Genomic DNA, 13321 nt, shown 5'->3' with positions numbered 1-13321 from the left:
TCCGAAAAAGAGTCAAATAGGATGAATAGCGACCTATAGGCCCAAGTACGCTTTTCTGATCAATGGGTGGCCTTCTAATGTCGAAGACGGCCCTTCCAGCACCAACCGTCCGTTTTCGAGTACGTAAGCGCGATCACTGCATTGCAGCACCTGCTTAATGTTTTGCTCTACCAATAACACCGGAAATCCCAGATCCGCGACTTGCCGTATCGTTTGCATGACTTGTTTGACGTACAGCGGTGACAATCCCAGACTCGGTTCGTCCATGATCAACAAATCCGGGTCCAACATCAGTGCGCGACCAATGGCCACCATCTGTTGTTGTCCCCCCGACAACGAGCCAGCTTCCATGTGGGCGAATTTCTCTACATCCGGAAAAAGCGAAAATACTTTCTCCAAATTGGAATTTCTCTTCGCGCGCTGGCGAGGGAGATATCCTCCGAGCAGAATATTGTCTTTGACCGTCAGATTCGGAAAAAGCTGGCGCCCCATGGGAACGTGCGCCAATCCGCGTTCGGCCATCTGATGGGGCTCAAGGCCGGAAATCTCTTCGCCTTTAAACAGGATCCGACCCTTCCAGGGTTTGATCATGCCCGAGATGGCGCGAAGGATGGTGGATTTTCCGCTGCCGTTACCGCCCACCAGCCCGACCAGTTCGTTCTTTTTGACTTCTAGTGAAACATTGAAGACGACCTGCAGTGCACCGTATCCAAGCTCGACATCCTCAACCTTCAATATGACTTCATTTGTGCTGTTCATGGTCGTCAATCCGTGCCGAGGTAAGCTTCAATGACGTTCGCGTCATTAATCACTTCAGTGGCGGATCCTTCCGCGATCTTATTGCCACTGGCCAAGACAATCACGTGGTCAGCGAGCTGAATAATGGCTTCCATGATGTGTTCGACCATTACGATCGACACACCGGTCGCCGTGAGCGTGCGTAAAAGCTCAATCATTTCCTTCAAAGCAGGCGGGTTTAGCCCCGCCATAATTTCGTCCAGAAACAGCACTTGAGGCTCCAGCGCCAACGCTTTCGCCAACTCCAAACGACGCAGTCTGGCCAAATTCAGATCAGAAGACAGCTGATTCGCTCTATCCAGCAAGCCGACCTTTTCCAGCGCAGCCAACGCCACACATTCCGCGTCTTTACGTCGCGTGTTCTTTAAAAAGGCCGCGACCAGCACGTTTTCCAGTACCGTCATCTCCTCATAGGGACGCTCGGTCTGGAACGTACGCCCCATGCCATGCCGGGTGCGCAGATAGGCCGCAAGCCGTGTCACATCCTGATCCAGAAACGTAATTTTTCCTGCGCTGATCGGCGTGAACCCCGTGATGGCGTTAAACAGCGTAGATTTGCCGGCGCCATTTGGCCCGATCAATCCCAGCACCTGGCCTTTGGTCAGCGTCAGTGAGACGTTATTGACAGCGATAAGACCGCCAAACTGCACTTTTATATTTTCAGCCTTAAGCACGGTTTGCATATTTCTTCCTGATTAATTTATGCGCATACTCGCCCACGATGCCGCGAGGCAATACGAGAATGACCACCAATATCAGCACTCCATAGAGCAACATATTGGCTTGTGCAAAGGCTGTTCTGAATATTTCTCCTGAAATCACGAGCAATGCCGCACCGACGGCGGGCCCCCAGAGGGTGCCCCGCCCACCGATAATGACAGTGAGTGCGATCTGGATTGAAAGCAGCAAGTTAAAAATGATGTGCGGTTCGATAAACGACAAGAACAGGCCGTAGATTCCTCCTCCAAGCGCCGTCAGTATGCCCGATAAGACAAATGCTTTTAGCTTGATGATGCTTGGGTTGATGCCCGCCGCCATTGCGGCTTCTTCGTTATCTCGGACTGCCTTTAATTGATAACCGAACTTTCGTGTCGAAATATAGATCGTGATGCCAATCGTGATGGCCGCGTAAATCAACGCCAGATAGTATTGCGTGGTCTTGTCGAATAGATCGATGCCGAACGGTTCGGGTAATGTATCGATAAATACTCCGGACGCACCACCTGTCAGCCATCCTTCATTAATCGCGATCAGGCGCAGAATCTCTGCAATGGCAATCGTCGACAACGTGAAATAGGGGCCACGCAGTCCAAAGGTCAGTTTGCCCCAGATCAGCGCCATGACCGCCGCCACCGCCATTGCGAGCAGTAAGGACCACCACGGTGCCAACCCGAATTGTGCGGAACCAATGGCGACAAAGTACGCCCCCAGGCCTACAAAACTGGCGTGGCCCAAGCTGAGCTGCCCGGCCCATCCTCCCAGCAGGTTCCAGGATGTCGCCCATCCCGTGAATAGCAGAACCGAAATACCCACCGTAATATAGGCGGAGGACGTCAAGGGGTAGCATGCCGCCGCGACGATCAGGCCACCCAAAATCAGAATATGCTTACTCATACTCTTTTCACCGTTTTACCAAAGAGACCTTCGGGCTTGACCAACAGCACGATCAGGAAGACCAACAGCCCATAGGCATCACGGTAGGCAGAATCCAGATACGACGCGCCCAGGACTTCAACGACACCCAGTAGCACGCCACCGATAATAGCTGCGCCGATATTGCCGAGCCCGCCCAGCACGGTGACGACAAATGCCTTGAGCGTAAAGAGTGCACCCGTCGTGACGGGTGAGGCAAAGAGCAGGGGGATCAAGGAAACGCCGGCCGTGACGGCTAGGGCCATTCCCAGTCCAAAAACAATGGCTTGGATTTTTTTGGTGTTGATACCCACCAGCTCCGCACCCAGACGATTTTCTGCCGTGGCTTTGATAGCCCGTCCGACTTCCGTTTTATTCAACAAGAAGTACAAGGCGCTGATCACAACCAGCGTTGCCAACCCGGCAAATAGCAGGACAACGGAAATTCTGATTTCGCCCACCGACATCGTGCTGGACGCATAGGAAACCTTGACCGATTGAGGTTCTCCACCAAATGTCAGCAAGAGAAGATTGGCAATCACCAGGGAAATGCCAAGCGTGGCCAACATCATCGTTTCGGGCTTGGCATCTATCACGCGGGTCAATAGCACTTTTTGTATCATCGCACCCACGACAAAACCCAGCGGAATCGCCAATATCAACGTCAGGTACGGATCCCACCCTAAAAAGCTATTGAGAACGACGGCAAAATACATACCTAGCACGACAAAATCGCCATGAGCAAAATTGATCGTTCGCATGACGCCGAACACGAGCGTGAGGCCCACGCCAATCAGGGCGTAAACCGCGCCAATCAGAACCCCGTTTGAAAGGTTCTGAAGAAATGAAACATAATCCATCGTGAATGACCTTTTGCTGACTTGGACATCGGCCGAATTTTTGAAGTCGATAGCGCGTATTCAGACTGCACCACATGCCGATATAGATCGGCATGTGGGTCTTTATATTTATTGATTAGCAGTCAGTTCGAGAGTTTGGCTTTTTGCGATGCCAGATTCTCCGGGAATACGGTCACGTGCTTGCCATCCTGAATCTGGATAATGACGCTTTTAATCGGGTTCTGTCCGGAGAAGCCGTCGTAATCCTTAAAAACGACGTCGGTCACCGGGGTTTTCAGATTCGTGCTGGCAAGCGCCTCGCGTACTTTTTCGCGATCAGTCGACTTGGCGCGGCGTAATGCATCTGCCGCGACGGTCAGGGCCAGATAACCTTCCGCCTCGTAGAAAGAGGGCTCCTCTTTTGCCTTCGCTTTCAAGCGCTCATAAAGCTCGGGCGTCCCTGCGTATTTAACGTCCGGGCTCCAGCTCACCGCCGACACGATATTTTCCGATGGGTCGCCAACCTGCTCAATGAAACTGATCATCGAGGAGGCAGTGTCAATGGCCACGACTTTCGTGTTCAGACCGACTTCTTTGATTTGCCGCGCAATCGCGATGCCGTCATCCGCATACGAACTGGTTAGCAAAATGTCCGGGTTGGCCGAGCGGAATTTGTTCAGGATCGGACGGAAATCCGTGGTGCCTTGGTCATAGGCTTGCTTGCCGACGATTTCATAGCCTCGTTTTTCCGCTTGGCGCACCCCTTCTTCGCTCATCGAGGTTGGCCACGCGCCGTTGCCGTACATGATGGCAATCTTCTTCAAATCACCATGGGTTTTTTGAAGATTATCGAAATAATCGAAGTAGACATTCGCCACAATCGTGGAGTTGTGCTTGGCACGAAACACCCACTTGGAGCCCGGCTTGGTAATCGAGTCATCGGCGCTGCCCAACACAATCAACGGGATTTTTTGACGGGTCGCAACTTTGGACATCGGGCCCGTAATACCCGAGGCATACGAGCCGATAATCAATGGTACCTGCTGCTTGTTTAGGGACTCAACGGCAGCTAATGCACTTTGCGCATCAGAGCGGTCATCCTGAGAAATCAATTCCAGCTTTTCGCCGTTAATGCCGCCATTCGCATTGACCTCTTCCAACGCAACTTGTATGCCCGTGTTGTATCGCTCTCCGAATGCTGCGAAGTTGCCCGACAGGCTGTTGATGACCCCGATCTTCACTTGTGCAACGGCCGGCATAGAAAATGCCGACGCGCACAACACCGCGAACAGACCCAGTCTCAAAAATTTGGTTTGAGTTTGCATTGTTACCCCTTATTTTTAATAAAAATGTAAATGCCTATACACGCCTACGATGAATGGCGATTAAATTTTTTCTGGCCTTTCTCCCCTCTCGCTCTATGGGTGGTCTAATGGCGTGAGAGTTCAAGAGACCATATTCCCCAGGTGTTATGGCTTGGTTTTATCCGCTTCGTGGGCTGGAAATCCCCAGCTGATTTTCGGCCCGTGAACCCTGCCTGTCAAATATTGAGTTGGCGGCCTGTACGGGCTTGCCAACGTCCCCGGTATCTCGGTCGACCAACGTGCTGGTAGCGATCGCTTGCCTACGATAGCGATTGGTGCTTTCCAGACAACACTATGATCCCTTTGCCGGGTCTACCGGCTGATTCCTTCGACGCCTACCATTTGCTCGTTGCCTGAGTGTTTGCAACGACCCAATTTATCCGCCAGGCGGGCGGCGTCAACCATAGAGGGAATCATCATGAGTCAACGTGTTAATGCCTTTGCGCAGTCCCCCGAGTTATTCAAGAAGTTTGTCGAATTTGGCATGCTCGTCAAGTCGGGTTCCATTGAAGAGTCGATCCTCAATCTCGTCGATATCAGGGCATCGCAACTGAACGGCTGCGCGTTCTGCCTGGATATGCACGTCAAGCAGGCCAAGATCCGAGGCGAACGTGAACTGCGTTTGCACCACGTCGCCATTTGGCGTGAGTCCACGCTGTTCTCGCCGCGTGAGCGTGCGGCGCTGGCGTGGACGGAAGTCATGACCCATCTGCCTGCGCACGGTGTGCCCGATGAGATCTATGAACGTGTGCGTACGCAGTATTCGGAAAAAGAGCTCACGGAGCTGAGCTTTGCGATCATGGTGATCAATGGCTGGAACCGCCTGAATGTGGGTTTCCAGACGGTTCCTGGCTCGGCCGACAAGGCCTATGGGCTGGATAAGGCCAACCTGAACTGAGGAGTACGTCATGAAAATCCTGGTCATTGGTGGCACCGGTCTGATTGGCTCCAAACTGGTCGGCAATTTGACGCAGCGCGGCCACGACGTGATTGCCGCTTCGCCGGCGACCGGCGTGAACACGGTCACGGGCGAGGGCCTGCGCGAAGCGTTGGCCGGCGTTCAAATCGTGGTGGATGTCGCGAACTCTCCCTCGTTCGAAGACAAGGCGGTATTGGAGTTCTTTGAAACGTCAGGGCGTAATTTGTTGGCCGCCGAGGCCGAGGCGGGTGTACGGCATCATGTTGCGCTGTCGGTGGTGGGAACACACCGACTGTCGGAAAGCGGATATTTTCGAGGAAAAATTGCGCAGGAAAAGCTGATCAAGGCGAGTGGCATTCCGTACACCATCGTCCATAGCACACAGTTCTTTGAGTTCCTGGGTGGTATTGTGCAGTCAGGCGCCGATGGGGACGTGGTGCGTTTGCCGGATGCGTATGTACAGCCTATCGCGTCTGATGACGTGGCCAGGGCGATGGCCGACGTCACTCTGGCGTCGCCGGTTAACGGCACGATCGAAATCGCCGGCCCCGAAAAAGTAAGGCTGGGAAATCTGGTCGAGCGATTTTTGAAGCAGATTGGCGATGTCCGTCAGGTCGTGGCGGATAAACAGGCGCGTTATTTTGGGGCATTGCTGCAGGATGACACGCTGGTGCCAGGGGCCATTCCCCTTTTGGGCGATATTGATTTTGAGACGTGGTTTTCCCGCTCACGTAGCGGGAAATAACCGGCTCTGGGAAAATGGCGGCATCAGCTTGATGCCGCCGTTGGGTAGTCCAGACGTACACGCGAGGCAACTATATGAGTAAATTACAGCCCCCTTCTTTAAGCCTGCTGGACAAGTATCGGGGGGAAGATTTTCAGGCCCTGTATACCACCTCTGTGACAGTCAAGGGCGGAGAGGCCGAACACGGACGCGCGTCAGGTATTGCGCGCTCTGACGATGGCGCGTTGACGGTCGACCTGCGTTTGCCTGCAGAGTTGGGTGGCCCGGGCGGCGGCAGTAATCCTGAGCAGCTGTTTGCTGCAGGTTATGCCGCCTGTTTCCACGGCGCGCTCAGTCTGCTGGCCGCCAGAGAGGGGCTGATTATTCACCATTCCGAGGTCAAGGCATCGGTGACCTTTGGCCGTGATCCAGTTGACGGTCTTTATGCCTTGGCGGCGCACATCACTATTCATCTACCGGGGTTGGAAAAGGCCGCGGCAGAAGAGTTGGTACGCAACGCCGAGCGCCTATGCCCATACTCCAAAATGGCCCGGCAAGGCATTGAGAGTGTGGTGGCATTGACGCAATAGTGGTCGCGGCGGTTAGTGCTGTTTTAGCAAAAATGTCTCTAGGCTTTGTAGATCCAGTGCCCGGATACGGGTGGTCATATAGTCGATGAACACCCGTATTCTGCTGGGCAGATGTTGACGGCTGAGGTAACAGATGTAGTGCCCGCGGTCATCGGGCGAGTATTGCGGCAGGCACGGCACTAGCGTGCCGGCCCGCAGATGGTCGCCTATCTGGTAGCCCGCCATGTGTGCGATGCCCTGACCGTCGAGTACCGCTTGCAGAACCAGGTCCGCATCGTTGAACGACAACATAGACTGCGGTGTGAACTTGCGCATCAGGCCTTCGATCTTGAATTCCCATTCGTAGAGTCGCCCCGTCGGCAGGCGAAAGTTGATGCACTGATGTCTGGCCAGCTCGTCGATCGTCTGCGGCAAGGGATGCCTGGCGGCATAGTCCGGCGACGCGCAAAGGAGCATTTGCATTGGAATCAATTGTTTGGCAATGACCTGGCTGTCTTCCATGCGGCCATCGCGAAACGCCACGTCGATGCGGTCCGTCGTGAAGTCGGCCGTTCCGTCGTCCAGGAGGAGTTCTATCGAGACATCAGGGTACGCGGCGCGGAAACCATTGAGCAACGGCGCGACGACCTTGCGGCCAAACCCCGTGGTGGCACATACGCGGAGTTGTCCGGCAGGCGGTCCCGCGCGCAAGTCACGCATGTCGTCCAGTGCTTGCACGATGCGCTTGACACCGGCATGGCAGTTTTCATAGAACACCTCGCCTTCTCGGGTCAGCGACGTGCTTCTCGTCGTGCGCACGAATAGTCGTGTGCCCAACTGGTCCTCCAGCTTTTGCACGCTGCGACTGACGGCCGACCGGCCGATACCCAGGCGGTCGCCCGCCTTGGCGAAGTTGCCTTCGGACGCAACCGCGATAAAGGCTACGACGCCGGCATAGCTGGTAGCAAAGCTATTGGCCAGCGAGTCGCCGCCATTACCAGGGCTAGCCTGTGTGGAAATGGCGTCTGACGCCTGGGCCGCGGGTGCGTTGACAGAGGGATCTGTGTTTTCCATATCCCTAAGACGGCCGAACTGATCGTTTTGTGACGTGGGTCAGAAGAAAAGAAGGCCCGGCGGCAGAAAAGACCCCCACGCCGTGCCGTCGGCTTGCTGTCCACCTCGCGGCTAGTACGCCGCTCGGATTCGCCAGGCACAGAACAGTCCGCAGGGACTGTTCTGTGTCCGGGCTCATCTCCCGAGGGGGCTCAAGCTATTTCACCGGTATGAGCGCTGGCGAACCTTGCTTTTTGATCAACACCACCAGAAATTTGGCGGGTTGGGTGTTACTGGCGTTGCGACCGACGGTATGGATGTCGTTTGGACCTTCATAGAAAGTCTGGCCGGGTGTCAACGTAACCTCTTTGCCGCCTTGGACTTGCATCACGATGCTGCCTTCCAGGACGTAGACAAAGCTGTGCGCGTCGTGCCGATGAATGGGGTCGGCGGCACCGGGCGGGTAGTCGACCGTAATCACCAGGGCGTCTTTACCCTGTATATCCGGCAGATCGTGGGTCATCAGCGATGTCACGATGGGTTGTGGAGCGGTGGTGGCGTGAGCCTTGTGCGGTGGTGCCGCGGATGCCAGGGGGCTCAGTAAGGCGCCGATGGCGATGAAAGGTAATCCGCGCTTGATGATCTGTTGCATGGCCGTTCCTTGGGTGGTTGAAGGGACGGGTCCATCGTAGAAGGCCAGGCGTCAGCCCGGTAGATCCGGGCGCGGGATCACTATGTTGTCTGTGGGGCACCAATCTCGAGTGTCGGCGATAGTTTGGCGTTACTGCGTAAAGCGAGGGCGCCAGCGTTGGCGCTTTTATTTTGTACTGTCTATACGGATTGATGCGTTTTTTTCGCACATGCTAAATCAATCCACCGGCAGCGCCGCCGCGATGCGGGCAAGTTTTTCCGGATTGCGCTGCACCAGTACGCGAACGATGCGTTGTCCGTCAGTTTCGTAGGACTGTACGGATTCCAGGCTGCCCTGGATGTAGCGCAGCAGCGTCCATTGGCCATTGATCTGTACGACCTTGACGTGTAGTGCGTCGCCGTATCGCCTTCGTCCTGCGTAGAACAGTTGAGCCAGGCGTTTGCCGCCGACCAGGCTGGCAAAGCTGGGGACCTTGCCGCCACCATCGCCGATCAGTTCCGCATCGTCACGCAGCAGGGCGTGCAGGCCGTGGAAGTCGCCGCATTGCATCGCCTCGGCAAAGCCCAGCATCAGGCGATGGTGGGTTTCGTGTGAGACATTGTGCCGGGGTTCGGCGGCCTGGAGTTGCTGCTTGGCGCGTCTGACGAGCTGGCGACAGGCTGTCTCGGTTTTTTCGAGGGTCCGGGCAATATCCTCGTAGTCGCTATCGAAGACCTCGCGCATTAGAAAGGCGGCACGCGCTTCGGGCGATAGTCGTTCCAGCAGGAATAGGAACGCGACCGAGACGTCGCTGGCCATTTCGTGGATCTCGGCCGGCGTGGGGGGGGACGACATCAAGATGGGCTCGGGCAGCCAGACGCCGACGTAGTGTTCTCGCTGCGCCTTGGCGGCACGCAGGCGGTCGATGGACAGGCGTGTGGTAACGGTCACCAGCCAGGCTTCGGGATTGTCCAGCGTTGAGAGGTCTGTCTCGTGCCACCGTAGCCAGGCATCCTGGACGACGTCCTCGGCGTCGGCGACCGAGCCCAGCATGCGATAAGCGATCGCCTGCAAGCGCGAACGATGGCTGTTGAACAGGCGAGTGGGATCGGTCATTAGAGGGTAAAGGGGCCGTCGTGAAAGCGTAAAAGAGGCAGCCGTGATTATTGTGCGGTTTCCCCAGAATTGGCAACTTTTCGTCGCGTGGACTTTACTGCGTTGCCTCGGTGGCATAGATCTCTACTGCCATCATTCAGTTCTTGTATGACCGAATGTGCGTTGCGTATTGGACGAGCCGCCGGCAAACGTGTTCAATACATTAGAGTCCGCCGGGCGCCCGTTCGGCTATTACCTATTCGAGACGAGACACCATGAGTCAGGCCCCTACCAAGCTACGCGCCGCCCTGAACGGGATTTCCGGCATTTTGGTTACCCCTTTTGATGATGCCGATAAACTGGCGCCGGCCCGCTTGGCGCCGATCGTCGATCGTGCGGTGACTGCCGGTGTACATGTATTGGTGGCTAACGGTAATACCAGCGAGTTTTATGGCCTGACGACACACGAAGCGGAACAAATGGTGCACGCGGCGGCTGAACAGGTTGCCGGGCGGGTGCCGTTGCTGGCGGGTGTAGGCCGTAGCCTGCATGATGCGATAGCCTTGGCGCGCGCATCGCGCGCGGCGGGCGCTACGGCGCTGATGGTGCATCAGCCGCCAGATCCTTTTGTCGCGCCGCGTGGCGTGGTGCAGTATGTCACTCGGATCGCCGAGGTGGGTGATGGCCTGCCGCTGGTGCTTTACCTGCGTGATGACGGAATCGGCCTGGACGCCGTGGAGGCGCTCTGCGCGATTCCCGGTGTGGTTGGGGTGAAGTGGGCTTCGCCCNCGCCGCTGCGTCTGGCCGAGATTATCGAGCGCACGCGTGAGCGTGATTTGGCGTGGGTGGGTGGCTTGGCTGAACACTGGGCGCCGCCGTTTTATGCCGTGGGCTCGCGTGGCTTTACGTCAGGCCTGATCAACGTGTTGCCCGAGCGATCCGTCGAGATTCATGTGGCGCTTGAGGCGGGCGATTATCCGCGTGCGATGCAACTGATTCGCGGTATGGCCGAGTTTGAGGCATTACGGGCGCTAGAGCGCAATGGCACCAATGTGACCGTGGTCAAGCGTGCGTTGCAATTGCTGGGGACAGACTGCGGCGCGGTGCGTGCCCCGGGCGCGTGGCCACTGTCGGCCGAGGCGGATGAGACGCTGCGCCGGCTGCTTGGCCAGTGGGGGCTGATTTAAGACGGGATTGCCCGCCGCCAAGGTTTCCGTGGCGACTGCGGGGGCGAGAGGACGATGGCTTGGCATGAAACGATTGTTGCGTGGCGATCGACTGGTTGCGCGAGCTATCACGCGCATGATTGATTCATTTGATCCGTTTCATTATTTCAATGAAACGATTGTTGCGTTTCGAGTCAGGACTTTTTATACTGGGTGACGGGTACGCTGCTTTGGCAAGTTTCGTTTTGGGTGGCGCCTTGTTCTTCGCGTTTAGCCTTTTCACAAAGAGATTCTGACCATGACGCACGTATTTCACCGTAATCCCAAGCTCAAGTTGCCCCTTGCCGTCGGCGGCGAGGGGATCGAACTGATCGATCAGGATGGTAAGCGCTATATCGATGCCTCCGGCGGTGCGGCGGTGTCGTGCCTGGGGCATGGCCATCCGGTTGTGATTGAGGCGATCAAGCAGCAGCTGGATTCGATTGCCTACGCGCACACGTCGTTTTTTACGACCGAGGTGGCTGAGACGCTGGCCGATATGCTGGCGCAGGCGGCGCCGGGCGATCTGAATCATGTGTATTTTGTATCGGGCGGGTCCGAGGCGGTCGAGGCTGCGCTGAAAATGGCGCGTCAGTATTTTGTGGAAATCGGCCAGCCGTCGCGGCACCATTTCATCGCGCGTCGCCAGAGTTACCATGGCAACACGCTGGGCGCGCTGGCGATCGGCGGCAACGCCTGGCGACGCGAGCCATTCTTGCCGCTGCTGGTCGAGGCGCATCATGTGTCGCCGTGCTATCCGTATCGCGAACGTCTGGACGGGGAAAGCGATGCGCAATATGCACAACGTCTGGCTGACGAGCTCGAAGCCAAAATTCTCGAACTCGGCCCGGAGTCGGTCGCGGCGTTTGTGGCCGAGACGGTGGTCGGCGCGACTGCGGGTGCCCTGGCGCCGGTGGGCGATTACCTCAAACGGATTCGCGCGGTGTGCGACAAGTACGGCGTGCTGTTGATTCTGGACGAAGTGATGTCCGGGATGGGGCGTACAGGCCATTTGTTTGCCTGCGACGAAGACGGTGTGGTGCCTGATCTCATTACCATCGCCAAAGGACTGGGAGCGGGCTATCAACCGATCGGCGCGACGCTGTGCACGGACCGCATCTATGACGCCATCGTGGGCGGCAGCGGTTTCTTTCAGCATGGTCACACGTATATTGGTCATGCGACGGCGTGCGCAGCATCGTTGGCGGTGCAGCGCGTCATTGAACAAGACGATCTGTTGACGAATGTGCTCGCGCGGGGTGAGCAACTGCGTGCCGGCCTCAAGGCCGCTTTTGCGGATCATCCCAATGTGGGCGATGTCCGCGGCCGCGGCTTGTTTGTCGGGGTGGAGTTCGTTGCTGACCGCAGCACCAAAGAAACGTTGGATCCCGCTCAGAAGACCCACGCCAAGCTCAAGGCGATGGCCAAACAACATGGTCTGCTGGTCTACCCTATGGGCGGTACGGTGGACGGGGTCAAGGGGGATCATGCGTTGTTGGCGCCGCCCTTTATTTGTACGGCTGAGAACATCGATCAGATCGTTGAGCGGTTTGCGCAATCGGTACGCGCGGTTCTGCCCGCCTAATGAAGGGGGCGCGTCACGGTAATCTGCCGACTCTTCTATATATATATAGATAAGTGAGTCGGCGAAGCAGAGACCCCAAGGCCGCCCGCATGCTGGCGGCCTTGGGGTCTCTGCCGTTATGCTGTCGCCATGAAGCACAAATTTCAATCTGCCTGCGCGTCAGCGCTGTTGGTCTGTGCCGCGCTGCCTAGCCTGGCACAGAATGTCGATCACACTGACCAGGCCCAGGATGTCGATCGTTATGGCCACGCCCTGATTCTTGATGAGCAAGGCTGGCTCTATATTGACCGGAACAAACGCCCCATCTTGCGGCCTTTTATTTTCGACAATGGCCCAGACTACTACGAGGAGGGCCTGGCGCGCTTTGTCGAGAACGGCAAAATGGGTTTTCACAACGAGGCGCTGCACGTCGTGGTTCCCGCGCAATACGATTTTGTTTTTCCGTTTAAAGATGGTGTAGCCCGAGCCGGGACGAATTGCACTCAGAATCGCGAGGCAGAGCATTCATACATGATTTGCCAGCAGTGGGAAACGCTGCGTAATCCGATGCGTCCGGTACCGGCGCATTAGGGACGCAACGACTCATCTCATATGGATAATGAAGTCTTATTGCATTGTTGATTGGTTTTATTAATGAAACAGCATCAAAAATAAGCTAACGATCAAATCAGCGTACGTGATGTGCGGGGTTCTGGCCCTGATAGTGCTTGGACGGTATTGTTTCAATATTTAAAAATAGCAATGAAGAAAATGTACTGATATTTTCGTATTTGTTAATAAATCGTAAAAAAAGACAGTAGGTGTTATCTGTCACAGGGATAGGCGCAGGCTATGCCTAGAATTCCGACTTCTACGGGATTAGCTCGAAGGTGGCCTATTTGCGGGGCTAAGGGTTATCCCAGGTATG

14 protein-coding genes and 1 pseudogene are annotated in these 13321 nt (G+C 56.0%); 7 read left to right on the top strand and 8 right to left on the bottom strand.

The features are described from left to right. Positions 1–33: 33 nt before the first annotated feature. The 5 genes from ACNAZS_RS18520 to ACNAZS_RS18500 all read right to left on the bottom strand — a co-directional run bounded on the left by ACNAZS_RS18520 (position 34) and on the right by ACNAZS_RS18500 (position 4528). On the bottom strand, positions 34–759 hold the full coding sequence (locus tag ACNAZS_RS18520) for an ABC transporter ATP-binding protein (protein ID WP_415792105.1): 726 nt from the start codon (positions 757–759) through the stop codon (positions 34–36). Between the two features lie 5 nt (positions 760–764). Continuing rightward, positions 765–1481, bottom strand: coding sequence for an ABC transporter ATP-binding protein (locus tag ACNAZS_RS18515; protein WP_415791969.1), 717 nt, complete (start codon positions 1479–1481; stop codon positions 765–767). Then, positions 1465–2412 (bottom strand): branched-chain amino acid ABC transporter permease, encoded by a 948-nt coding sequence (locus tag ACNAZS_RS18510; RefSeq protein WP_415791968.1) that lies wholly within the window; start codon positions 2410–2412, stop codon positions 1465–1467. The genes ACNAZS_RS18515 and ACNAZS_RS18510 overlap by 17 nt, the downstream gene beginning before the upstream one ends. Next, complete coding sequence (locus tag ACNAZS_RS18505) at positions 2409–3290, bottom strand: branched-chain amino acid ABC transporter permease (protein WP_415791967.1); 882 nt, start codon at positions 3288–3290, stop codon at positions 2409–2411. Before ACNAZS_RS18505 ends, ACNAZS_RS18510 begins: the two co-directional genes overlap by 4 nt. 122 nt (positions 3291–3412) lie before the next feature. Further along, entirely contained in the window at positions 3413–4528 is a 1116-nt protein-coding gene (locus tag ACNAZS_RS18500; protein WP_415792104.1) for an ABC transporter substrate-binding protein, read from the bottom strand. A 523-nt stretch (positions 4529–5051) separates the two neighbouring features. On the opposite strand from ACNAZS_RS18500, the gene ACNAZS_RS18495 reads away from it, so the two are divergent. The 3 genes from ACNAZS_RS18495 (at position 5052) to ACNAZS_RS18485 (ending at position 6866) form a co-directional block, all read left to right on the top strand. Next, positions 5052–5531, top strand: a complete 480-nt coding sequence (locus ACNAZS_RS18495; protein ID WP_415791966.1) for a carboxymuconolactone decarboxylase family protein — start codon at positions 5052–5054, stop codon at positions 5529–5531. A 10-nt stretch (positions 5532–5541) separates the two neighbouring features. Continuing rightward, positions 5542–6297, top strand: a complete 756-nt coding sequence (locus ACNAZS_RS18490) for an SDR family oxidoreductase (RefSeq protein ID WP_415791965.1) — start codon at positions 5542–5544, stop codon at positions 6295–6297. 74 nt (positions 6298–6371) lie between these two features. Then, positions 6372–6866: an Ohr family peroxiredoxin gene (locus ACNAZS_RS18485; RefSeq protein ID WP_415791964.1), complete on the top strand. Its 495-nt coding sequence runs from the start codon at positions 6372–6374 to the stop codon at positions 6864–6866. A 12-nt stretch (positions 6867–6878) separates the two neighbouring features. On the opposite strand, the gene ACNAZS_RS18480 is transcribed toward ACNAZS_RS18485, so the two are convergent. From ACNAZS_RS18480 to ACNAZS_RS18470, 3 genes are all read right to left on the bottom strand, one after another. Next, positions 6879–7919, bottom strand: coding sequence for a LysR family transcriptional regulator (locus ACNAZS_RS18480; protein ID WP_415791963.1), 1041 nt, complete (start codon positions 7917–7919; stop codon positions 6879–6881). Between the two features lie 196 nt (positions 7920–8115). Next, positions 8116–8550 (bottom strand): cupin domain-containing protein, encoded by a 435-nt coding sequence (locus tag ACNAZS_RS18475; protein ID WP_415791962.1) that lies wholly within the window; start codon positions 8548–8550, stop codon positions 8116–8118. Positions 8551–8766: 216 nt separating this feature from the next. Then, positions 8767–9645: an RNA polymerase sigma-70 factor gene (locus tag ACNAZS_RS18470; RefSeq protein WP_415791961.1), complete on the bottom strand. Its 879-nt coding sequence runs from the start codon at positions 9643–9645 to the stop codon at positions 8767–8769. Positions 9646–9899: 254 nt separating this feature from the next. Here ACNAZS_RS18470 and ACNAZS_RS18465 point away from each other — a divergent pair. The 4 genes and pseudogenes from ACNAZS_RS18465 to ACNAZS_RS18450 all read left to right on the top strand — a co-directional run. After that, positions 9900–10412 (top strand): annotated as a pseudogene (locus ACNAZS_RS18465) (dihydrodipicolinate synthase family protein); the annotation flags it as partial. A 1-nt stretch (position 10413) separates the two neighbouring features. Then, positions 10414–10811 (top strand): dihydrodipicolinate synthase family protein (locus tag ACNAZS_RS18460; RefSeq protein ID WP_415791960.1); only part of this gene is annotated, 398 nt, incomplete at its 5' end. A 277-nt stretch (positions 10812–11088) separates the two neighbouring features. Next, on the top strand, positions 11089–12414 hold the full coding sequence (locus ACNAZS_RS18455; RefSeq protein ID WP_415791959.1) for an aspartate aminotransferase family protein: 1326 nt from the start codon (positions 11089–11091) through the stop codon (positions 12412–12414). Positions 12415–12543: 129 nt separating this feature from the next. Continuing rightward, the gene (locus tag ACNAZS_RS18450) at positions 12544–12984 is read left to right on the top strand and encodes a WG repeat-containing protein (RefSeq protein ID WP_415791958.1); all 441 of its coding nucleotides are present in this window, start codon (positions 12544–12546) and stop codon (positions 12982–12984) included. The last annotated feature ends 337 nt before the right edge of the window (positions 12985–13321 follow it).

It is taken from the genome of Bordetella tumulicola, from assembly GCF_965138755.1.
Lineage (GTDB): Bacteria > Pseudomonadota > Gammaproteobacteria > Burkholderiales > Burkholderiaceae_B > Bordetella_A > Bordetella_A tumulicola.
This window is presented reverse-complemented; position numbering and strand designations above follow the sequence as displayed.

What these genes read in the sequence shown, in the direction of transcription:
- ACNAZS_RS18475 (WP_415791962.1), bottom strand. Translation starts at nt 8,550, where the DNA reads ATGCAACAGATCATCAAGCGCGGATTACCTTTCATCGCCATCGGCGCC.
- ACNAZS_RS18510 (WP_415791968.1), bottom strand. Translation starts at nt 2,412, where the DNA reads ATGAGTAAGCATATTCTGATTTTGGGTGGCCTGATCGTCGCGGCGGCA.
- ACNAZS_RS18500 (WP_415792104.1), bottom strand. Translation starts at nt 4,528, where the DNA reads ATGCCGGCCGTTGCACAAGTGAAGATCGGGGTCATCAACAGCCTGTCG.
- ACNAZS_RS18450 (WP_415791958.1), top strand. Translation starts at nt 12,544, where the DNA reads ATGAAGCACAAATTTCAATCTGCCTGCGCGTCAGCGCTGTTGGTCTGT.
- ACNAZS_RS18520 (WP_415792105.1), bottom strand. Translation starts at nt 759, where the DNA reads ATGAACAGCACAAATGAAGTCATATTGAAGGTTGAGGATGTCGAGCTT.
- ACNAZS_RS18470 (WP_415791961.1), bottom strand. Translation starts at nt 9,645, where the DNA reads ATGACCGATCCCACTCGCCTGTTCAACAGCCATCGTTCGCGCTTGCAG.
- ACNAZS_RS18455 (WP_415791959.1), top strand. Translation starts at nt 11,089, where the DNA reads ATGACGCACGTATTTCACCGTAATCCCAAGCTCAAGTTGCCCCTTGCC.
- ACNAZS_RS18515 (WP_415791969.1), bottom strand. Translation starts at nt 1,481, where the DNA reads ATGCAAACCGTGCTTAAGGCTGAAAATATAAAAGTGCAGTTTGGCGGT.
- ACNAZS_RS18480 (WP_415791963.1), bottom strand. Translation starts at nt 7,919, where the DNA reads ATGGAAAACACAGATCCCTCTGTCAACGCACCCGCGGCCCAGGCGTCA.
- ACNAZS_RS18505 (WP_415791967.1), bottom strand. Translation starts at nt 3,290, where the DNA reads ATGGATTATGTTTCATTTCTTCAGAACCTTTCAAACGGGGTTCTGATT.
- ACNAZS_RS18490 (WP_415791965.1), top strand. Translation starts at nt 5,542, where the DNA reads ATGAAAATCCTGGTCATTGGTGGCACCGGTCTGATTGGCTCCAAACTG.
- ACNAZS_RS18495 (WP_415791966.1), top strand. Translation starts at nt 5,052, where the DNA reads ATGAGTCAACGTGTTAATGCCTTTGCGCAGTCCCCCGAGTTATTCAAG.
- ACNAZS_RS18485 (WP_415791964.1), top strand. Translation starts at nt 6,372, where the DNA reads ATGAGTAAATTACAGCCCCCTTCTTTAAGCCTGCTGGACAAGTATCGG.